This is a genomic window from Pseudomonas sp. H2_A10, assembly GCF_054680085.1.
The window spans coordinates 3228725-3250410 of record NZ_CP162821.1; the positions used below are offsets into that span (position 1 = coordinate 3228725).

A 21686-nucleotide genomic window follows, 5' to 3' on the forward strand; every position below is an offset into this window, starting at 1 on the left:
GCCGCCGTGGCCGTGTACCCGATCAATCAGTGAAACTGTTCTTCTTCGGTCGAGCCGGTCAGCGCGGTCACGGACGAGGTGCCGCCCTGGATCACGGTGGTCATGTCGTCGAAGTAGCCGGTGCCCACTTCCTGCTGGTGCGCCACGAAGGTGTAGCCCTTGGCGGCGTCAGCGAATTCCTGCTCCTGCAGCTTCACGTAGGCGGTCATGTCGTTGCGGGCGTAGTCGTGCGCCAGGTTGAACATGCTGTGCCACATGTTGTGAATGCCGGCCAGGGTGATGAACTGGTGCTTGTAGCCCATGGCGGACAGTTCGCGCTGGAACTTGGCGATGGTCGCGTCGTCCAGGTTCTTCTTCCAGTTGAAAGAAGGCGAGCAGTTGTAGGACAGCAGTTGGTCCGGGTATTCCTTTTTGATCGCTTCAGCAAAGCGACGGGCTTCGTCCAGATCCGGCTTGGCGGTTTCGCACCAGATCAGGTCGGCGTACGGCGCGTAGGCCAGGCCGCGAGCGATAGCCTGGTCCAGGCCGGCGCGTACTTTGTAGAAGCCTTCCTGGGTACGTTCGCCGGTCACGAACGGCTGGTCGTACGGGTCGCAGTCCGACGTCAGCAGGTCAGCGGCGTTGGCATCGGTACGCGCCAGGATGATGGTCGGCGTCCCGGCAACGTCAGCGGCCAAGCGCGCAGCGGTCAGCTTCTGTACGGCTTCCTGGGTCGGAACCAGTACCTTGCCGCCCATGTGGCCGCATTTTTTCACGGAAGCCAGTTGGTCTTCGAAGTGAACGCCGGCAGCGCCTGCTTCGATCATGCTCTTCATCAGCTCGTAAGCGTTCAGTACGCCGCCGAAACCGGCCTCGGCGTCAGCCACGATCGGTGCGAAGTAGTCGATGTAGCCTTCGTCACCTGGGTTCTTGCCGGCTTTCCACTGGATCTGGTCGGCACGACGGAACGAGTTGTTGATGCGCTTGACCACGGTCGGCACGGAGTCCACCGGGTACAGCGATTGGTCGGGGTACATGGACTCGGCGGAGTTGTTGTCCGCCGCCACTTGCCAGCCGGACAGGTAGATCGCCTGGATACCGGCTTTCACCTGTTGGACTGCCTGGCCGCCAGTGAGGGCGCCCATGCAGTTGACGAAATCTTTGTCGGGGCGGAAGGAAGGCTTGGCACCTTGGGTGACCAGGTTCCACAGCTTCTCGGCGCCGAGTTTTGCAAAGGTGTGCTCGGGTTGAACCGAGCCACGCAGGCGGACGACGTCAGCAGCGGAATAAGCGCGGGTTACGCCTTTCCAGCGTGGGTTTTCAGCCCAATCTTTTTCAAGGGCTGCAATTTGCTGTTCGCGTGTCAGTGCCATGGGGAAAAACCTCGTCGCATAGGTCTAGGTGGAAAAGTCCTTTTGCCTGCCACGCAATCGTTGCGCGGTAGGGCGGCTCGCTGACCAGAGGCATAGGCGGTCAAGCCAGGTTCGACGGGGGAGGCGACGGGGTGAACGAAGGGCTCAAGGGAGAAAGTGAGCAGGTAGGGGCGAACCGAGAACAGTCTTTGGGCGTCGTGGGCCGTTGGACATTCTGCAGTGTGTTGCCGGGTTACCTGGTTAGCTTCCGTCCCTCGGGACAACTTCGTTCCAGTCGCAACCAACGTCAAACACACCTTGTGGGCGGTACAGACACGAATCGGCTCAGGTGGGTAACTTAGAGCGGCGATCCGAAGACCCTTGCCAGGGCCTCTGATTAGCGGGAGCGAGGCCATCATGCCCATGCTTTTTTGGATCGTCAAATGTTTTGTAGTGCTTTTTTTGAAGCACTACATCTTTAGTCTAATACGACTCATCAGTCAGTTTTTGGTGCTTCAGTTCAGGGTGTCGACCTTGACCCGTAAAGTCAGGTCGTCGCGCCCCTGGGTAGCGTAGCTGCGGGTTGTGGAGGATTTATCGGCCTGGGTTTCACGATTGACGCCTGCCAGGGATATCCATTCGCCCAAGCGCCCGCTGACGGTTGTGTCGGTACTTTGCACGTTCACTACATCGGGACGTTCCTGGCTCATGCGGTCACGGTTGGTACTGATCGCCAGGTGTACGGTCTCGCCAGTGACGCTGGCGGTCACATAAAAGCCCTGGGTGACATTGCGATATTGGGTCTGGTTTTGCGGGCGCCCGTACGCGTCGGGTTGGGTGGTGGTCAGCGGGACGCTCTGGCCTACCTGGATCAGGGCCGGCACGCCTTCACTGGCCTGGATCTGCTGGATGCCGCCGTCGCGACTGGCGGTGCCATAGCTGATGATGCGGGTCTGGCTGTCGCCGCTGTTTTGCTGGTTGGTTTCGTTGGTGTCGACGGTGATCAGCAGGCGCTTGGCCGGCGTGTCGAGTTGGGCGAGCAGGGCGCGCAGCTCTTCGATCTTGCCGGGCTCGGCTTTGACAATAAGCTGGTTGCCGTAAGCGCTGACGGTGCCGTCCTTGCCGATGAAGTTCTGTGCTACAGGCAGCAGGTCGGCGCTGGTGCGGTTGCTCAGGTTGACGACTTGGGTGTCGGCCATGGCCGAGACGCTGGCGGTCAGCAGGAGTGCGGTGAGCAGGGTGCGTAGGGACATGTCCGTTATCTCTGCGAGTCATTTGGGCTTGATAGTGCCAGTTTGTCGGCCTGGCGGGTCGCATATTGAATCGTAGACGGCAAAATGCCCTGGCTGGCAGGGCATTTTGGGGTGTTGCTGAGATAGCTATCGGGAGCAAGCCCCCTCCCACACTTGACCGAGTACATCCTTTGGAATGCGGCCAATGTGGGAGGGGGCTTGCCCCCGATGGCGGCGACTCGGTCTTGAGTCAGCCCCCGCGCACCATATCGACGTGCGGAATCCCGACTTCAAGAAACTCGTCACTGACGATCTCGAAGCCCAGCCGCTCATAAAACGGTGCGGCATACACCTGAGCGCTGAGAAACTGCTTGGTCTGGCCGCGTTTTTCAGCTGCTTCGATCACGGCCTCCATCAGCTTGTCGCCCACCTTCAGCCCGCGCCAGTCCTTGAGCACCGACACGCGGCCGATCTCGCCGCTGGGCAGCAGGCGCGCGGTGCCAATCGCAAAGTCGCCTTCGAATGCGAGGAAATGCATGGCGTCCGCGTCGTCCGCGTCCCATTCCAGCTCCGGTGGAACCGATTGCTCAGCGATAAATACCGCTTCACGAATGCGCCGAATCTCGTCGATATCCTTTCGCCAGTCCGCGACACTTACGTGAATCTTATTCATCGGCAAACCCCAAGCTCCCTTGCTTGACCAATTCGCACAGCAGGTCGCGACCGTCTTCGTCGGCGAGCCACTCGCCGAGGTTTTCGCTGTGCAGCGCATCGGCCGAGCACACCAGTTTCAACAGCTCGCGCAGTTTGCCTGGCAGGTAACGGCTCTGGCCGCTGGCGAACAGCAGTACATCATCATCCACTTCGGACCAGGCCATGCGCGCGCTAGGGTTGCGCACCAGGATCGCGCCGTCCTGCAGGCTGCCGAGGAAGTCTTCTTCGCCCACGTCTTCGCCCGCTACCAGTTCCGGGTAGCGTGGCTCGGTCATGAACTGGCCGAACCAGGTCAGCAACATGCGCTCGTCGCTCATGTGCTCGGCCAGCAGGCTCTTGAGGCGATCAAGGGCGTCGCTCTGGATCTGATGCGGGTCGCTGACGGGCTGGGCGTCGGCGTCGGTGTAGCGCTCTTCGTCCGTCAGGTACTGGGCGAGGAAGTCGGTGAAGTGGGTCAGTACTTCGGCGGCGCTTGGGGCGCGGAAGCCGACCGAGTAGGTCATGCAGTCATCTTCAGCGATGCCGTAGTGTGCCAGGCGCGGCGGCAGGTAGAGCATGTCGCCCGGTTCCAGCACCCATTCGGCACTTTCTTCGAATTCGGCGAGGATGCGCAGGTCGGCGTGTTGCAGCAGTGGGCTTTCGGAGCTGCACATCTGGCCGATCTTCCAGTTGCGCTTGCCTTGGGCTTGCAGCAGGAACACGTCGTAGTTGTCGAAGTGCGGGCCTACGCTGCCGCCTGGCGCGGCGAAGCTGATCATCACGTCATCGATGCGCCAGCTAGGCAGGAAGCGGAACTGCTCCAGCAACTCGGCCACTTCCGGTACGAACTGGTCGACCGCTTGTACCAGCAGGGTCCACTCGCGTTCCGGCAGGGTGCTGAAGGCGTCTTCGGCGAACGGGCCGCGGCGCAGTTCCCATGGGCGCTCGCCGTGTTCGATCACCAGGCGCGATTCGACTTCTTCTTCCAGGGCCAGGCCGGCCAGTTCGTCGGCGTCTATCGGGCTTTCGAAGTCAGGGATGGCCTGACGGATCAGCAGCGGTTTTTTCTGCCAGTAATCGCGCAGGAATTCCCGTGCCGTGATGCCGCCCAAAAGTTGAAGAGGGATATCAGGATTCATGTGTAACCTATTGAAAAAAAGCACTTTTCAGACTGAAATAAAAACGCCCGGCGCGGCCGGGCGTCTCAAGGGTCTTGCGATGATCAGATGCGCTTGGCTTGGGCCACGGCGTTGCCGATGTAGTTGGCCGGGGTGAGCAATTTCAGCTCGGCCTTGGCAGCGTCCGGCATGTCCAGGCCGTCGATGAAAGTTTGCAGCGCTTGCGGGCTGATGCCCTTGCCACGGGTCAACTCTTTGAGCTTCTCGTAGGGGTTTTCGATGTTGTAGCGACGCATCACGGTCTGGATCGGCTCGGCCAGTACTTCCCAGCACGCGTCCAGGTCGGCGGCGATTTTCTGCTCGTTGAGCTCCAGCTTGCTGATGCCTTTGAGGCTGGCTTCGTACGCGATCACGCTGTGGGCAAAACCCACGCCGAGGTTGCGCAGTACAGTGGAGTCGGTCAGGTCGCGCTGCCAGCGGGAGATCGGCAACTTGCTGGCCAGGTGCTGGAACAGCGCGTTGGCGATGCCGAGGTTGCCTTCGGAGTTTTCGAAGTCGATCGGGTTGACCTTGTGCGGCATGGTCGACGAACCGATTTCACCGGCAATGGTGCGCTGCTTGAAGTAGCCCAGGGAGATGTAGCCCCAGATATCGCGATCGAAGTCGATCAGGATGGTGTTGAAACGCGCAATCGCGTCGAACAGCTCGGCAATGTAGTCGTGCGGTTCGATCTGCGTGGTGTACGGGTTGAAGCCCAGGCCCAGTTCGTCTTCGATGAAGGCGCGGGCGTTGGCTTCCCAGTCGATCTCAGGGTAAGCCGACAGGTGGGCATTGTAGTTGCCGACAGCGCCGTTGATCTTGCCCAGCAGCGGAACGGCAGCGACTTGAGCGATTTGACGCTCCAGGCGGTACACCACGTTGGCCAGTTCTTTGCCCAGGGTGGTCGGGGAGGCGGGTTGACCGTGGGTGCGCGACAGCATCGGCACAGCAGCGAAGCGGATCGCCAGTTCGCGGATGGCTTCGGCGGTCTGGCGCATCAGCGGCAGCATCACGTCATCACGGCCTTCGCGCAGCATCAGGGCGTGGGACAGGTTGTTGATGTCCTCGCTGGTGCAGGCAAAGTGGATGAATTCACTGACCTGGGCCAGTTCCGGCAGCTTGGCCGCTTGCTCCTTGAGTAGGTACTCAATGGCTTTGACGTCGTGGTTGGTGGTGCGCTCGATCTCTTTGACACGCTCGGCGTGCTCCAGAGAGAAGTTTTCCGCCAGGGTGTTCAATACAGCGTTGGCCTCGGCGGAAAACGCCGGCACTTCGCTGATGGCGCGGTGACTGGCCAGGCGCTGGAGCCAGCGCACTTCAACCAGTACACGAGCACGGATCAAGCCGTATTCGCTGAAAATAGGGCGCAGGGCCTGGGTTTTGCCGGCGTAGCGGCCGTCAACAGGGGAAACCGCAGTGAGCGAAGAGAGCTGCATGGGGTGTTCTCGGACAGTCGGGCAACGAAATGGGGCGCGTATCATACATGAAAAAATCCGCCAGTCCGTTGCCAACTGACCGGCGTATTACGCGTAACGGCTTGAAAATAGCGTGCTGGTGCGACTTATTCGTTGCGCATCAACGGGTAAAGCTCTTTGAGCAATTTGCGCCGGCTGATCACCAGTTGCCAACGATGACCGCCCAACTGGCGCCACAACCGCGCCGAACGAATACCGGCCAGCAGCAGCGCACGGATTTTCGAGGCGTTGTTCGGTTGTTGCAGGTTGCGCATGTCGCCGTGCACCTGGATCCGTTGGCGCAAGGTACTCAAAGTATCCTGGTACAGCGCGCCGCAGGCGGCGATCACGTTTTCGTGAGCCGGGCCGAAGTGCTCGACCTGGGATTGGATCTGCGGCAGGCGTTTGCCGATGGTTTCCAGCATGTCGTCGCGCTTGGCCAGTTGCCGCTCGAGGCCGAGCATCGACAGGGCATAGCGCAGCGGCTCGCGCTGCAAGGTGCTCGGGTCGCGCTCCAAGGCGCCGATCAGCGCGCGGTAGCCTTCACGCAGCGCGAGGTCGTCGCCGCCGTAGACTTCGAGGGTGTCCTTGGGGTCGCGGATCAGCAGGCTGCCGAGCATGCAGGTCAGGCCCGCTTCGGTGACCTGGCCGGTCTTGGCGATCTTGTCCACCAGCACGGCAGACAGAAATACGCCGCCCAGTGCGGTCAATTGCTCCTGGGTCGGGCTCATGCCGGGTTGCTCCAGGCCTGCGCGACTTCAATCACGCCGCCGCCCAGGCAGATTTCACCGTCATAGAACACCACGGATTGGCCAGGCGTGACCGCGCGCTGCGGGTCATCGAAGGTGGCGCGGTAGCCCGAAGCGGTTTTTTCCAGGGTGCAGGGTTGGTCGCTCTGGCGATAACGCACTTTGGCGGTCAGGCGGCGCGGCGTGCTCAGGTCGATCGGGTTGACCCAATAGATTTCCGAAGCGAGCAGGGCGCCGGAGAACAGCAAAGGGTGTTCGTTGCCCTGGCCGACGATCAGTACGTTGTTTTCCAGGTCCTTGACCAGCACGTACCACGGCTCTTCACCGGCGTCTTTGAGGCCGCCTATGCCCAGACCCTGGCGTTGGCCGATGGTGTGGTACATAAGGCCGTGGTGGCGACCGATCACTTCACCATCGGTGGTTTTGATGTCGCCCGGTTGTGCCGGCAGGTATTGCTTGAGGAAGTCGCTGAAGCGGCGCTCACCGATAAAGCAGATCCCGGTGGAATCTTTCTTCTTGGCGGTGGCCAGGCCATGTTGCTCGGCGATCTTGCGGACCTCGGGCTTTTCCAGTTCGCCGACCGGGAACAGGGTCTTGGCGATCTGTTCGCCGCCGACGGCATGCAGGAAGTAGCTCTGGTCCTTGTTCGGGTCCAGGCCCTTGAGCAGTTCGGTGCGGCCGTCGATATCGCGGCGACGCACGTAGTGGCCGGTGGCGATCAGGTCGGCGCCGAGCATCATGGCGTAGTCGAGGAACGCCTTGAACTTGATCTCGCGGTTACACAGGATGTCCGGGTTCGGCGTGCGACCGGCCTTGTATTCGGCCAGGAAGTGCTCGAACACGTTGTCCCAGTACTCGGCGGCGAAATTGGCGGTGTGCAGCTTGATACCGATCTTGTCGCACACGGCCTGCGCATCCGCCAGGTCGTCCATGGCGGTGCAATATTCCGTTCCATCGTCTTCTTCCCAGTTCTTCATGAACAGGCCTTCCACCTCATAACCCTGCTCCATGAGCAGAACGGCGGAAACGGAAGAGTCCACGCCGCCGGACATGCCGACGATGACGCGCTTCTTTTGTGTGGCAGAAGGGGCTGGATCACGCATAGGGTTTCAACGGGTGTCTTGAAAAAGGACGCGATTCTAACAGGCCTGGGCCCGCAAGGCTAAAGAGAAGGGCGGATCAATTCCAGGCTGTGGCGCTGGCCGGCCAGATAATCATCGATACAGCGGATGATCAGCTCGCTGCGCCAGTCGTCGCGCAGGGCCATCAGTTCGTCACGGGTGAGCCAGCGGGCGCGGACGATGCCTTCGTCGAGTTGATAGCCCGGGTGGTGTTGCAGGGCCTTGGCGATAAAGCACACGCGCTGATAGGTCACGCCGTTGCTCGGTGCGGTGTACAGGTAGATGCCGACGATGCCGGTGGCTTCGACGTCCCAGCCGGTTTCTTCGAGGGTTTCACGCACGGCGGCTTCCGTCAGGGTTTCGTGCGGGTCGAGGTGGCCGGCGGGCTGGTTGAGCACGGCGCGGCCGCCCTTGAGTTCTTCGACCATCAGGAACTTGCCGTTGTCTTCGACGATGGTGGCGACGGTGATGTGGGGTTGCCAGGTCATGAATGGCTCTCGAATGCAGGTGGGGGCTAAATCATCCTGCATGATACGCCGGACATGGCCGGGCTGCTCAAAACGTAGCGGTGGCCTGGGCTTGCGGGGAGAACGTCAATATCACTTCGTTATTCGGCCCAGCCTGCCATTTCTGTACATCCTGCGGGTTCTTTTCGTTGCGAATAATGCACTTCCATTCCACCTTTTCATCGAGCTGGACGCCCGAAAAACGCACCTGGCCGGTCCATGTCGGGTAGTTGGATGGGCTGAGTAAAACGGCGTTGGCGGGGTCCCATTTTCCGACTTCTGGGTGCGAGCCAACCACATAAACGCTATATCCTTGCGTTGTGACGCCGTTCTGGCAGGTAAAGCTCGCGTTGAGGAAGTATGTCATCTGGACGTTTTGGCCAGCGTTTGCCAGGGGCAGCAGCGCAAGTAAGAAAGCGCCCAGTGGCAATAAATAGTAGGTGCGCAACATTTGATGGTCTCCCGGTCTCGGCTCAGTCGTCACGGGATAAGGATGGCCCTCAGGGGGCTGGGGGGCACCTGTTAGAACTTACAGTTCATTAGAGTTTTTCGCGATTGTTCTGCCATCGGGAGCAAGCTCCCTCCCACATTTGAATCCGGTTTATTTGCTGGAAACAGAAACCCCGGCACAAGGCCGGGGCTTCTTTTGCATCGTTACAACCTTACTTCAACTTGGCAATTGCCGCATTGAGGGTGTTGCTTGGGCGCATGGCCTTGCTGGTCAGCTCTGGGTTCGGCGCGTAGTAGCCGCCGATGTCCACTGGCTTGCCCTGTACGGCGTTGAGTTCGGCAACGATGGTTGCTTCGTTCTCCGCCAGGGTCTTGGCCAGTTCGCCGAACTGCGCTTGCAGTGCAGTGTCTTCGGTCTGGGCGGCCAGGGCTTGGGCCCAGTACAGCGCCAGGTAGAAGTGGCTGCCGCGGTTGTCGATGTTGCCGACTTTGCGCGATGGCGACTTGTTGTTGTCCAGGAACTGGCCGGTGGCCTGGTCCAGGGTCTTGGACAGTACCAAGGCTTTCGGGTTGTTGTAGGTCACACCCAAATGCTCAAGGGAGGCGGCCAGGGCCAGGAACTCGCCCAGGGAGTCCCAACGCAGGAAGTTTTCTTCCAGCAATTGCTGCACGTGCTTGGGTGCCGAACCGCCGGCGCCGGTTTCGAACAGGCCACCGCCATTCATCAGTGGCACGATCGACAGCATCTTGGCGCTGGTGCCCAGTTCCATGATCGGGAACAGGTCGGTCAGGTAGTCGCGCAGTACGTTGCCGGTTACCGAGATGGTGTCCAGGCCCTTGCGGGTGCGTTCCAAGGTGAACTTCATGGCGTCGACCGGCGACATGATGCGGATGTCCAGGCCTTCGGTGTTGTGGTCTTTCAGGTAAGCCTGAACTTTCTCGACCACGACGCCGTCGTGCGCACGCTTGGGGTCCAGCCAGAAGATGGCCGGGGTGTTGCTGGCGCGGGCACGGTTGACGGCCAGCTTGACCCAGTCCTGGATCGGCGCGTCCTTGGTCTGGCACATGCGGAAGATGTCGCCGGCTTCGACGTTCTGTTCCATCAGCAGGTTGCCCTTGCTGTCGGTGACGCGGACTACGCCGTCGGCCTTGATCTGGAAGGTCTTGTCGTGGGAGCCGTACTCTTCGGCTTTTTTAGCCATCAGGCCAACGTTCGGCACGCTGCCCATGGTGGTTGGGTCGAAGGCGCCATTGGCCTTGCAGTCTTCGATGACGGCTTGGTAGATGGTGGCGTAGCAGCGGTCTGGAATCACGGCCTTGGTGTCGTGCAGTTGGCCGTCGGTGCCCCACATTTTGCCGGAGTCACGGATCATGGCCGGCATCGAGGCGTCGACGATCACGTCGCTCGGCACGTGCAGGTTGGTGATGCCTTTGTCGGAGTTGACCATCGCCAGGGAAGGGCGAGCGGCGTAGACCGCCTGGATGTCCGCTTCGATCTGCGCTTGCTGGTCGGCCGGCAGCGCCTTGATGCGTGCGTACAGGTCGCCGATGCCGTTGTTCAGGTTGAAGCCGATCTGTTCCAGCACGGTGGCGTGCTTGGTCAGGGCATCTTTATAGAACTCGGCAACGATCTGGCCGAACATGATTGGGTCGGAGACCTTCATCATGGTGGCTTTGAGGTGCACCGACAGCAATACGCCTTGTTTCTTGGCGTCTTCGATTTCAGCGGCGATGAACGAACGCAGGGCGTTTTTGCTCAGCACGGCGCTGTCGAGGATTTCGCCGGCCTGGGCGGTGGTCTTTTCTTTGAGGACGGTGGTGGCGCCATCCTTGCCGACCAGCTCGATTTTGACAGCATCGGCCGCTTCGATCTGTACGGCTTTTTCGCTGCCGTAGAAGTCGCCGCTGCTCATGTGGGCAACGTGGGATTTGGAGTCGGCAGCCCAGGCACCCATTTTGTGCGGGTGCTTGCGCGCATAGTTCTTGACCGACAGCGGTGCGCGGCGGTCGGAGTTGCCTTCGCGCAGTACCGGGTTCACGGCGCTACCCTTGACCTTGTCGTAACGTGCGCGGGTTTCTTTTTCCGCGTCGGTGGTTACGGTTTCCGGGTAGTCCGGCAGGGCGTAGCCCTGGGCCTGCAGTTCTTTGATCGCGGCTTGCAGCTGCGGGGTCGAAGCACTGATGTTAGGCAGCTTGATGATGTTGGCTTCGGGGGTAACGGCCAGGGCGCCCAGTTCGGCGAGGTGGTCCGGTACAGCCTTGGTGCCCAGTTGCTCGGGGAAGCTTGCGAGGATGCGCCCGGCGAGGGAAATATCGCGGGTTTCCACGGCAATATCAGCGGAAGCGGTGAAGGCCTCTACGATAGGCAGCAGTGAATAGGTGGCGAGGGCTGGGGCTTCGTCGGTGAAGGTGTAGATGATCTTCGAGCGGGTGGGCATATTCGGATTAACTCTCTTCTTTGCTGAAAGCGTGCGCAGAAACTCGAGATGCGCCGGGTGGAGCGCGTTCGTTCAAAGTCATCCATGAGCGAAAGGTCGAGGTTTCTTCGCGGTGATGTTGGGTTGCATCAGTCGAGCGTCAAGCGGGTGGACTATTGTATTAGTCCTGCTTTTGGCGGAAGGCGCCGCTCTTTATTTGCAGAAACTGGAGCGGTCCGCCGTCGTGACTCTTTGGTCAGCGGCGGCATTATACATAGGTCGCTATGCTTACGCCGAGCCTTCATACAAAAGGTGTGTCGTCCATTGGTCTAAAGGTCGCAGGTACCGGGTTGCGCCTAAAGTCGCACGATGTGCTCAAGATTGGCGTTTTTCCCTTTTCTTTCAGGCTTGTAGGCGGCAATTTATGCTGTTTTCGATGCAAATGAGCATGGCGCGAGGTTTCAGTCGCCATTTATCTGGAGTAGGCTCGAACGCAGCCAGATGTTCAATCCATAGATGGAGTTCAGCATGGGATACAAGAAGATTCAGGTTCCGGCAGTCGGCGACAAAATCACCGTCAACGCAGACCATTCTCTCAATGTTCCTGACCAACCGATCATCCCTTATATCGAAGGTGACGGTATTGGCGTCGACATCAGCCCGGTGATGATCAAGGTGGTCGACGCAGCTGTTGAAAAGGCCTACGGCGGCAAGCGCAAGATTTCGTGGATGGAGGTGTACGCCGGCGAGAAGGCGACCCAGGTCTACGATCAGGACACCTGGCTGCCCCAGGAAACCCTCGATGCGGTCAAGGATTATGTGGTGTCCATCAAGGGCCCGCTGACCACACCGGTCGGTGGCGGGATCCGGTCGTTGAACGTGGCGCTGCGCCAGCAACTTGACCTCTATGTGTGCCTGCGCCCGGTGCGCTGGTTTGAAGGCGTGCCCAGCCCGGTCAAGAAGCCTGGCGACGTGGACATGACCATCTTCCGCGAAAACTCCGAAGATATTTATGCCGGGATCGAGTGGAAGGCCGGCTCGCCGGAAGCGATCAAGGTGATCAAGTTCCTCAAGGAGGAAATGGGCGTCACCAAGATCCGTTTCGACCAGGATTGCGGGATTGGCGTCAAGCCGGTTTCCAAGGAAGGTACCAAGCGCCTGGCGCGTAAGGCCCTTCAATACGTAGTGGATAATGATCGCGATTCGCTGACCATCGTGCACAAAGGCAACATCATGAAGTTCACCGAAGGGGCCTTCAAGGAATGGGCCTACGAGGTGGCCGCTGAGGAATTTGGCGCGACCCTGCTTGATGGCGGGCCGTGGATGCAGTTCAAGAACCCGAAGACCGGCAAGAATGTGGTGGTCAAGGATGCGATTGCCGACGCCATGCTCCAGCAGATCCTGTTGCGTCCGGCCGAATATGACGTGATTGCTACCCTCAACCTCAATGGTGACTACCTGTCCGACGCCCTGGCGGCGGAGGTGGGCGGTATCGGTATTGCGCCGGGGGCGAACCTGTCCGATACCGTGGCAATGTTCGAAGCCACCCACGGCACTGCGCCAAAATACGCGGGCAAGGACCAGGTCAACCCGGGGTCGTTGATTTTGTCGGCGGAAATGATGTTGCGCCACATGGGGTGGGTCGAGGCGGCCGACCTGATCATCAAGGGTACCAATGGTGCGATTTCGGCCAAGACCGTGACCTATGACTTCGAGCGGTTGATGGAGGGCGCCAAGTTGGTGTCGTCGTCGGGCTTTGGTGATGCGCTGATTTCGCATATGTAAGGCTCAAGCCATAAAAAACGGCCGCCCCACATTGATTGGGGGCGGCCGTTTTTTTTCGCGAGCTACGCGCTCGACGGTGGATCAGGCCGTTTGCTTCTTTTCTTTATGAGCGTGGGAGGGTACGGTTTTTTCCGTTGATTCGACTTTCACTGCATCGATGTTCACTGCGTGCAGCCCTTTCGGTCCTTGAATGATTTCAAAGCTCACCACCTGGCCAGCTTTCAGCGTTTTGTAACCATCCATAATGATCGCTGAGTAATGCGCAAAAAGATCCTCAGTTTTTCCTTCTTCATTCACAAAGCCATATCCTTTGGCGTTGTTGAACCACTTGACCTTGCCATTGATCTTGACGCCAGACATACCCATTTCCTTCTGCACCAGACTCCATCACTGGAGTATCATCCAGTTTATCCGTCCTAACCCGAATAAATAAGGTTGACTGCGCGGACCTTTTTTACCCACTGTGGGTTCTATTGGTTGTAACACCGATTTGCCGATAGTCAAGGCGACCAGTCGGTCAGAGTTGAATTTCTGACAGCTCGCCCCCACCACTGTATTTGAACCACTGACGAACCTTTCTTTCCATGCATGCAATCAGCCAGATTCGACTAACATTCAATCAGGATCGACCGGATCACGAACACGATGACGACGGTTCTGCGGGCATTGCTGTCAAAGAGGCCAAGCCTGCTTTACAGGCGCCGCCGATGTACAAGGTGGTTTTGTTCAATGATGACTACACACCGATGGATTTCGTCGTCGAAGTGCTCGAGGTGTTTTTTAACCTGAGCCGCGAGTTGGCGACCAAGGTAATGCTGGCCGTTCACACAGAAGGACGGGCAGTATGTGGAGTGTTTACCCGTGACATCGCCGAGACAAAGGCCATGCAGGTCAACCAGTACGCCAGGGAAAGCCAGCATCCGCTACTCTGTGAAATCGAGAAGGACGGTTAACGCCGACCACTTGGGTATGAGGTGAAGCTATGTTAAACCGCGAGCTCGAAGTCACCCTCAATCTTGCCTTCAAGGAGGCTCGTTCGAAGCGTCATGAATTCATGACCGTCGAACACCTTTTGCTGGCACTTTTGGACAATGAAGCTGCCGCCACCGTGTTGCGTGCGTGCGGCGCCAACCTCGACAAACTCAAGCATGACCTGCAGGAGTTTATCGACTCCACCACGCCACTGATCCCCGTGCATGACGAGGACCGCGAAACCCAGCCGACCCTGGGCTTCCAGCGGGTATTGCAGCGCGCTGTGTTCCACGTACAGAGCTCCGGTAAGCGTGAAGTCACTGGCGCCAATGTGCTTGTGGCGATCTTCAGCGAACAGGAAAGCCAAGCAGTGTTCCTGCTCAAGCAGCAGAGCGTTGCCCGCATCGATGTCGTCAACTACATCGCCCACGGTATCTCCAAGGTGCCTGGGCACGGCGATCATTCCGAGGGTGAGCAGGATATGCAGGACGACGAGGGCGGTGAGTCTTCTTCTTCAAGCAACCCGCTGGATGCCTATGCCAGCAACCTCAACGAGCTGGCGCGTCAGGGGCGGATCGATCCGCTGGTGGGGCGTGAGCTTGAGGTTGAGCGTGTAGCGCAGATCCTGGCGCGTCGTCGCAAGAACAACCCATTGCTGGTGGGCGAGGCGGGTGTGGGTAAAACCGCGATTGCCGAAGGTCTCGCCAAGCGTATTGTCGACAACCAGGTCCCGGACCTGCTGGCCAACAGTGTCGTCTACTCCCTTGATCTGGGTGCGTTGCTCGCCGGGACCAAATATCGCGGCGATTTCGAGAAGCGCTTCAAGGCGCTGCTCGGTGAACTGAAAAAACGCCCACAGGCGATCCTGTTTATCGATGAGATCCATACGATCATTGGTGCCGGTGCGGCATCCGGTGGCGTGATGGACGCCTCCAACCTGCTCAAGCCATTGCTGTCGTCGGGTGATATCCGCTGCATCGGCTCGACCACGTTCCAGGAATTCCGTGGGATCTTCGAAAAAGACCGTGCCCTGGCGCGTCGCTTCCAGAAAGTCGACGTCTCCGAGCCTTCGGTCGAAGACACCATCGGCATCCTGCGCGGGCTCAAGGGGCGTTTTGAGGCGCACCATGGCATCGAGTACACCGATGAGGCGCTACGTGCCGCTGCGGAGCTTGCGTCGCGCTACATCAACGACCGTCACATGCCGGACAAGGCTATTGACGTGATCGATGAAGCGGGTGCCTATCAGCGCTTGCAGTCGATCGAGAAGCGGGTGAAGCGCATCGATGTACCTCAGGTCGAGGATATCGTGGCGAAGATCGCGCGGATTCCGCCAAAACACGTCACCAGCTCCGACAAGGAGTTGCTGCGTAACCTGGAGCGCGACCTCAAGCTGACCGTGTTCGGCCAGGATGCGGCTATCGATTCGCTGTCTACCGCGATCAAGTTGTCGCGTGCGGGCCTCAAATCGCCGGACAAGCCTGTTGGTTCGTTCCTGTTCGCCGGTCCTACCGGTGTCGGCAAGACCGAGGCGGCGCGGCAGTTGGCAAAGGCCATGGGCATTGAGCTGGTGCGGTTCGACATGTCCGAGTACATGGAGCGCCACACTGTGTCGCGCCTGATCGGTGCGCCTCCGGGCTATGTCGGCTTCGACCAGGGCGGTCTGTTGACCGAGGCAATCACCAAGCAACCCCATTGCGTATTGTTGCTCGATGAAATCGAAAAGGCCCACCCGGAAGTCTTCAACCTGCTGTTGCAGGTCATGGATCACGGGACCCTGACCGACAATAACGGGCGCAAGGCGGACTTTCGCAACGTGATCGTGATCATGACCACTAACGCCGGTGCCGAAACGGCTGCGCGGGCTTCGATCGGCTTTACGCATCAGGATCACTCCTCCGATGCGATGGAAGTGATCAAGAAGAGCTTCACGCCGGAGTTCCGTAACCGTCTGGACACCATTATCCAGTTTGGTCGCCTCAGCCATGAGGTTATCAAGAGCGTGGTGGACAAGTTCCTTACCGAGCTTCAGGCGCAGTTGGAAGACAAGCGCGTGCAGTTGGATGTAACCGACGCGGCGCGCAACTGGCTGGCGGAGGGTGGTTACGACGCGGCAATGGGCGCGCGCCCAATGGCACGTCTGATCCAGGACAAGATCAAGCGGCCATTGGCCGAAGAGATCCTGTTTGGCGAACTGTCCGACCATGGTGGCGTGGTGCATATCGACCTGAAGGATGGCGAGCTGACCTTCGAGTTCGAAACCACGGCTGAAATGGCCTGATAGCGGGTTGCAACAAAGCAAAAGGCGCCGAAAGGCGCCTTTTTGCTGCCTTGGAATACGGTCATCAAAACAATTACATATCAAATGTGGGAGGGGCTTGCCCCCTCCCACAGAATTGCTCAGTGCTTGAGAAATCCTATGCACACAAAAACGCCCGGCATAACCGGGCGTTTTGTATTGACTTGCTTAGCGAGCGCGGTAAGTGATGCGCCCTTTGCTCAAGTCATAGGGCGTCAGCTCGACGCGCACTTTGTCACCGGTAAGAATACGAATGTAGTTCTTGCGCATCTTGCCGGAGATATGCGCGGTTACGACGTGCCCATTTTCCAACTCCACACGAAACATGGTGTTGGGCAGGGTGTCGACGACAGTGCCTTCCATTTCGAAGCTGTCTTCTTTCGACATGCAGTAAAGCCCTCGGTATCCAGTGAATGGCCCGGTGCAACTGCGCCAGGCAAAAGCGGCGTGCATTGTGCCCGAAAAAGGGTGTTTAAGCCAAGGGGTTCTAGTTAAGCGTGACCCATCTTTGATTAATCAGTAGCTCAATGGGCCGATATTGGGTCTTGTAGTTCATCTTTTTGCAGTTTTTTATCCAATATCCGAGGTACACCGCCTCCAGTTCCAGGCGCAGGGCCTCGCCGATTTGCCACAGGATCGCAAAGCGCCCGAGGCTACGGCGCTCCTCGGCCGGCTCGTAGAAGGTATAGACCGCCGAAAGGCCGTTCGGCAGCAAATCGGTCACCGCCACGGCCACCAGGCGGCCGTCCGCACGAAACTCGTAGAACCGCGAAAAGGGCAGGTCGCGCACCAGAAACGTTGAAAACTGGTCGCGGCTGGGCGGGAACATATCGCCGTCGGCGTGCCGTTGCTCGATATAGCGTTGGTAAAGATCGAAATACTCTTCGGTAAAGCGTGGCTTGCTCGACGTCACTGTCAGGTCGGCGTTGCGCTTGAGAATGCGCTTCTGGTTGCGGTCCGGCAGAAACTGAGCCACGGGAATGCGAGCCGGCACGCAGGCATTGCAGTTCTGGCAATGGGGCCGGTACAGATGATCGCCACTGCGCCGAAACCCCATTTCCGAGAGATCGGCGTACACGTGCACGTCCATAGGCTGGCTGGGGTCGAGGAACAGCGTGGTGGCCTGCTCGTCGGGCAGATAGCTGCAAGAGTGGGGTTGAGTGGCATAGAACTTCAAACGCGCCAACTCGGTCATGATCAACCCTCGGGGTAAGCTTTGAAATAAGTGTAAGCCAGGTGGGCGAATGTCGCCTACGAAACCCACGGCCCAGAGCTGGGTTGGTCCAGATGGTTGCGCAGAAAGCCGGCGAAGTCGCTGCGCGATATGGCGCGAGCGCCCAGGCTGTGCAGGTGATCATTGGGCATCTGGCAGTCGATCAGCACAAAACCCCAGGCCTTCAGTTGCCCGACGAGCGTGGCAAAGCCGAATTTGGAGGCGTTGTCGGCGCGGCTGAACATCGACTCCCCGAAAAACAACTGGCCCATCGCCAAACCATACAGGCCGCCCACCAGCTTGCCGTCGTCCCACACCTCCACCGAATGCGCGTAGCCGCGTTGGTGCAGTTCCAGGTAGGCAGCTTGTATGCCTTCGGTGATCCAGGTGCCATCGGCATACGCGCGCGGCGCGGCGCAGGCCTGGATAACGGCGGCGAAGTCCTGGTCGAAGGTCACGCGGTAACGCTGCTGGCGCAACAGTTTATCCAGGCTGCGCGATACATGCAGTTCGTCCGGAAAGATCACCGTGCGTGGGTCCGGCGACCACCAGAGGATCGGCTGACCCTGTGAGAACCACGGAAAGCAGCCGTGGCGGTAGGCTTGCACCAGCCGCTCGGCCGACAGGTCGCCGCCCGCGGCCAGCAGGCCGTTGGGTTCGCGCATGGCTTTGGCCAGCGGTGGGAAGGTCAGGGAGTCGCGTTGTAACCAAGTCAGCATGGTATCCAGGCTTACGGAAGGGGAGGGGAGTGGCAGGGATGGCGCCTGCCCCAAACGTGTTGATTATTGTCGACGCAGCGCCATCGGGCCAGCCCGAATCAGCCATGAAGGTGGATTAGCGTGAGCGGGTGTTTCTGCAACTCTATGCCTGAGGCGTGGTCGTAATCGGGTCTGAGCCATGCAGGCCATTTGCCAAGCTGGCCTGGATTGGTAAAAACAGCTCATAAGCCTTTGTCAGCAAAGACAATGCATGCTCAAATTGAGCACCTTATGACACGCCAATTGACTGGGCTGCCGGCTGAGTGGCAGGGCGTGGCATCGGAGACACAAACCCGTACAATGCGGCCATTGTGGCGTTATCGCCGTTTCGTGAATCAATCGCGCAGTGTTAAAAGTAGATCGTTCATTTTTCAGCTGCTCGGATTGGGCAGTATGTATCGTCATTTAACAGATGGACGCGCTAAAGGCGCAGGAATAGACCCGTTTTGAAGAAATCCACCGCAGCACCCAAGACAGTCGTGCCGGCCTGGCGCCAGCACCTGCATTATCGCCTCAAGGAAGGTGCGCTGATCGCGATCGGCGCGTTGTGCCTGTTCCTGATCATGGCGTTGCTCACCTATGGCAAGGACGATCCGGGCTGGAGCCACAACAGCAAGATCGACGATGTGCAGAACTTCGGCGGGCCGGTGGGCTCCTACAGCGCCGATATCCTGTTCATGGTGCTCGGTTACTTCGCTTACATCTTTCCCTTGCTGCTGGCGATCAAGACCTGGCAGATCTTCCGCCAGCGCCACGAGCCGTGGCAATGGAGCGGCTGGCTGTTTTCCTGGCGCCTGATCGGCCTGGTGTTCCTGGTGCTCTCCGGCGCGGCGCTGGCGCATATTCATTTCCATGCGCCTACCGGCCTGCCGGCGGGCGCGGGCGGGGCGCTGGGCGAAAGCCTTGGCGACCTGGCGCGCAAGACCCTGAATATCCAGGGCAGCACCTTGATGTTCATCGCGTTGTTCCTGTTCGGCCTTACGGTGTTCACTGACCTGTCGTGGTTCAAGGTGATGGACGTGACCGGCAAGATCACCCTTGACCTGCTGGAGCTGTTCCAGGGCGCCGCCAATCGCTGGTGGGCGGCCCGTGTCGAGCGCAAGCGCATGGTCGCGCAACTGCGTGAAGTCGACACCCGCGTCAACGAGGTGGTGGCCCCAAGTACGCCGGACCGCCGCGAGCAGGCCAAGGTCAAGGAACGCCTGATCGAACGCGAGCAGGCCCTGAGCAAGCACATGTCGGACCGCGAGAAGCAGGTGCCGCCGGTGATCGCTCCCGCGCCGCCCAAGGCCCCCGAGCCGAGCCATCGCGTGCAGAAAGAGAAGCAGGCGCCACTGTTTGTCGACAGCGCGGTTGAAGGCACCTTGCCGCCCATCTCGATTCTTGACCCGGCTGAAAAGAAACAACTCAATTATTCCCCGGAATCCCTGGCGGCCGTCGGCCACCTGCTGGAAATCAAGCTCAAGGAATTCGGCGTCGAGGTCTCGGTTGACTCAATCCACCCCGGCCCGGTGATCACCCGTTACGAAATCCAGCCGGCCGCCGGTGTGAAAGTCAGCCGCATCTCCAACCTGGCCAAGGACCTGGCCCGCTCCCTGGCCGTGACCAGCGTGCGTGTGGTGGAGGTGATTCCCGGCAAGACCACTGTGGGTATCGAGATCCCTAACGAAGACCGCCAGATCGTGCGCTTCTCAGAGGTGCTGTCGACGCCGGAATACGACAACTTCAAATCGCCGGTCACCCTGGCGCTGGGTCACGATATCGGCGGCAAGCCGGTGATCACTGACCTTGCAAAAATGCCTCACTTGTTGGTGGCCGGTACCACCGGTTCCGGTAAGTCGGTGGGCGTGAACGCGATGATCCTGTCGATTCTGTTCAAGTCCGGCCCGGATGACGCCAAGCTGATCATGATCGACCCGAAGATGCTGGAACTGTCGATCTACGAAGGCATTCCGCACCTGCTCTGCCCGGTGGTCACCGACATGAAGGACGCCGCCAACGCCCTGCGCTGGAGCGTTGCCGAGATGGAACGCCGCTACAAGCTGATGGCGAAGATGGGCGTGCGCAACCTGTCGGGCTTCAACGCCAAGGTCAAGGAAGCCCAGGACGCCGGCACGCCGTTGACCGACCCGCTGTACAAGCGCGAAAGCATCCACGACGAAGCGCCATTGTTGAGCAAGCTGCCGACCATCGTGGTCGTGGTCGATGAATTCGCCGACATGATGATGATCGTCGGCAAGAAGGTTGAAGAACTGATCGCCCGTATCGCCCAGAAGGCGCGAGCGGCCGGTATCCACTTGATCCTCGCCACCCAGCGCCCATCGGTGGATGTGATCACCGGTCTGATCAAGGCCAACATCCCGACGCGCATGGCGTTCCAGGTATCAAGCAAGATCGACTCGCGCACCATCATCGACCAGGGCGGCGCCGAGCAATTGCTGGGCCATGGTGACATGCTCTACATGCCGCCAGGCACCAGCCTGCCGATCCGCGTGCACGGCGCCTTTGTCTCCGACGATGAGGTTCACCGCGTGGTGGAAGCCTGGAAGCTGCGCGGCGCCCCGGAATACAACGACGATATCCTGGCGGGTGTCGAAGAGGCCGGCAGTGGCTTCGACGGCGGCAGCGGCAGCGGCGGTGGCGACGATGACGCCGAGACCGACGCGCTGTACGACGAAGCCGTGGCATTCGTGCTGGAAAGCCGCCGGGCCTCGATTTCCGCCGTGCAGCGCAAGCTGAAGATCGGCTATAACCGCGCTGCCCGCATGATCGAAGCCATGGAACACGCCGGCGTCGTCACCGCAATGAACACCAACGGCTCGCGTGAAATCATCGCCCCCGGGCAGATGCGCGACTGATCCCGTGCCGCGTGGCAATACGCGGCACGTCCTGACTACTCAATGAGGACTCCCATGCGCTTTATCCGCATGCTGTTGTTGCCGGCCCTGGCCCTGACCGCTGTTTCGGCTCACGCTGACCCGGCTTCGGTGGCCAGCCTGAAGAACCTGCTGGACAAATCCCAGACCCTGACCGCGCGCTTCTCCCAGCTGACCCTGGATGCCGGTGGCACCCAGTTGCAGGAAACCGCGGGGGAGATGGCCGTGCAGCGCCCAGGGCTGTTCTACTGGCACACCGAGGGCAAGGCCGAGCAGACCATCGTTTCCGATGGCCAGAAGGTTACCCTGTGGGACCCGGACCTGGAGCAGGCCACCATCAAGAAGCTGGACCCACGCCTGAACCAGACTCCAGCGCTGCTGCTGTCGGGTGATGTGTCGAAAATCAACGACAGCTTTGACATCACCTCCAAGCAAACCAGCAACGTCATCGAGTTCACCCTCAAGCCCAAATCCAAGGACACGCTGTTTGACACGCTGTCCCTGTCGTTCGGCAACGGCGTGATCAACAACATGCGCCTGGTCGACAGTGTGGGCCAGCGCACCGATATCCTGTTCAGCGGGGTCAAGGCCAACCAGCCGGTACCTGCGTCCAAGTTCAAGTTCGACATCCCCAAGGGTGCCGACGTGATCCAGGAATAAACTGCCCAGAGGT

General features: G+C 59.6%; 19 protein-coding genes. 5 read left to right on the plus strand and 14 right to left on the minus strand.

Annotated features, from left to right (window positions below):
- Window positions 1–26: 26 nt before the first annotated feature.
- From aceA to AB4O23_RS15035, 10 genes are all read right to left on the minus strand, one after another.
- Window positions 27–1352 (minus strand): isocitrate lyase, encoded by a 1326-nt coding sequence (gene aceA, locus AB4O23_RS14990; RefSeq protein WP_003174717.1) that lies wholly within the window; start codon window positions 1350–1352, stop codon window positions 27–29.
- A 494-nt stretch (window positions 1353–1846) separates the two neighbouring features.
- Complete coding sequence (locus tag AB4O23_RS14995) at window positions 1847–2584, minus strand: secretin N-terminal domain-containing protein (protein WP_017527181.1); 738 nt, start codon at window positions 2582–2584, stop codon at window positions 1847–1849.
- Window positions 2585–2813: 229 nt separating this feature from the next.
- On the minus strand, window positions 2814–3236 hold the full coding sequence (locus AB4O23_RS15000; protein WP_017527182.1) for a GNAT family N-acetyltransferase: 423 nt from the start codon (window positions 3234–3236) through the stop codon (window positions 2814–2816).
- Entirely contained in the window at window positions 3229–4395 is a 1167-nt protein-coding gene (locus AB4O23_RS15005) for a ribosomal protein uL16 3-hydroxylase (RefSeq protein ID WP_017527183.1), read from the minus strand. The genes AB4O23_RS15000 and AB4O23_RS15005 overlap by 8 nt, the downstream gene beginning before the upstream one ends.
- An 83-nt stretch (window positions 4396–4478) precedes the next feature.
- Complete coding sequence (gene purB, locus AB4O23_RS15010; protein ID WP_065877430.1) at window positions 4479–5849, minus strand: adenylosuccinate lyase; 1371 nt, start codon at window positions 5847–5849, stop codon at window positions 4479–4481.
- A gap of 125 nt (window positions 5850–5974) precedes the next feature.
- Entirely contained in the window at window positions 5975–6598 is a 624-nt protein-coding gene (hflD, locus tag AB4O23_RS15015; RefSeq protein WP_017527185.1) for a high frequency lysogenization protein HflD, read from the minus strand.
- On the minus strand, window positions 6595–7719 hold the full coding sequence (gene mnmA, locus AB4O23_RS15020; protein WP_017527186.1) for a tRNA 2-thiouridine(34) synthase MnmA: 1125 nt from the start codon (window positions 7717–7719) through the stop codon (window positions 6595–6597). Before mnmA ends, hflD begins: the two co-directional genes overlap by 4 nt.
- A gap of 59 nt (window positions 7720–7778) precedes the next feature.
- Entirely contained in the window at window positions 7779–8225 is a 447-nt protein-coding gene (locus tag AB4O23_RS15025) for an NUDIX hydrolase (RefSeq protein ID WP_017527187.1), read from the minus strand.
- Between the two features lie 67 nt (window positions 8226–8292).
- Window positions 8293–8694: a carbohydrate-binding module family 20 domain-containing protein gene (locus AB4O23_RS15030; RefSeq protein WP_017527188.1), complete on the minus strand. Its 402-nt coding sequence runs from the start codon at window positions 8692–8694 to the stop codon at window positions 8293–8295.
- A gap of 211 nt (window positions 8695–8905) precedes the next feature.
- Entirely contained in the window at window positions 8906–11131 is a 2226-nt protein-coding gene (locus AB4O23_RS15035) for an NADP-dependent isocitrate dehydrogenase (protein ID WP_017527189.1), read from the minus strand.
- A 507-nt stretch (window positions 11132–11638) separates the two neighbouring features.
- On the opposite strand from AB4O23_RS15035, the gene icd reads away from it, so the two are divergent.
- Window positions 11639–12895, plus strand: coding sequence for an NADP-dependent isocitrate dehydrogenase (gene icd / locus AB4O23_RS15040; protein WP_065877767.1), 1257 nt, complete (start codon window positions 11639–11641; stop codon window positions 12893–12895).
- 81 nt (window positions 12896–12976) lie between these two features.
- Here icd and cspD read toward each other — a convergent pair whose 3' ends face one another.
- Entirely contained in the window at window positions 12977–13255 is a 279-nt protein-coding gene (gene cspD / locus AB4O23_RS15045) for a cold shock domain-containing protein CspD (protein ID WP_065877426.1), read from the minus strand.
- A gap of 224 nt (window positions 13256–13479) precedes the next feature.
- Here cspD and clpS point away from each other — a divergent pair, with 224 nt between their 5' ends.
- Entirely contained in the window at window positions 13480–13848 is a 369-nt protein-coding gene (clpS, locus tag AB4O23_RS15050; RefSeq protein WP_460063804.1) for an ATP-dependent Clp protease adapter ClpS, read from the plus strand.
- A 29-nt stretch (window positions 13849–13877) separates the two neighbouring features.
- Window positions 13878–16148, plus strand: coding sequence for an ATP-dependent Clp protease ATP-binding subunit ClpA (clpA, locus tag AB4O23_RS15055; protein ID WP_017527192.1), 2271 nt, complete (start codon window positions 13878–13880; stop codon window positions 16146–16148).
- A 186-nt stretch (window positions 16149–16334) separates the two neighbouring features.
- Here clpA and infA read toward each other — a convergent pair whose 3' ends face one another.
- The 3 genes from infA to aat all read right to left on the minus strand — a co-directional run bounded on the left by infA (window position 16335) and on the right by aat (window position 18098).
- Window positions 16335–16553 (minus strand): translation initiation factor IF-1, encoded by a 219-nt coding sequence (gene infA, locus AB4O23_RS15060; protein WP_002553999.1) that lies wholly within the window; start codon window positions 16551–16553, stop codon window positions 16335–16337.
- A 100-nt stretch (window positions 16554–16653) separates the two neighbouring features.
- The gene (locus tag AB4O23_RS15065) at window positions 16654–17361 is read right to left on the minus strand and encodes an arginyltransferase (RefSeq protein WP_017527193.1); all 708 of its coding nucleotides are present in this window, start codon (window positions 17359–17361) and stop codon (window positions 16654–16656) included.
- 56 nt (window positions 17362–17417) lie between these two features.
- Complete coding sequence (gene aat / locus AB4O23_RS15070; protein ID WP_460063807.1) at window positions 17418–18098, minus strand: leucyl/phenylalanyl-tRNA--protein transferase; 681 nt, start codon at window positions 18096–18098, stop codon at window positions 17418–17420.
- A 485-nt stretch (window positions 18099–18583) separates the two neighbouring features.
- On the opposite strand from aat, the gene ftsK reads away from it, so the two are divergent.
- Together ftsK and lolA are read left to right on the plus strand one after the other, a co-directional pair.
- Window positions 18584–20995, plus strand: coding sequence for a DNA translocase FtsK (gene ftsK, locus AB4O23_RS15075; RefSeq protein WP_368949365.1), 2412 nt, complete (start codon window positions 18584–18586; stop codon window positions 20993–20995).
- Window positions 20996–21049: 54 nt separating this feature from the next.
- On the plus strand, window positions 21050–21673 hold the full coding sequence (gene lolA / locus AB4O23_RS15080) for an outer membrane lipoprotein chaperone LolA (RefSeq protein WP_003174700.1): 624 nt from the start codon (window positions 21050–21052) through the stop codon (window positions 21671–21673).
- Window positions 21674–21686: the final 13 nt, after the last annotated feature.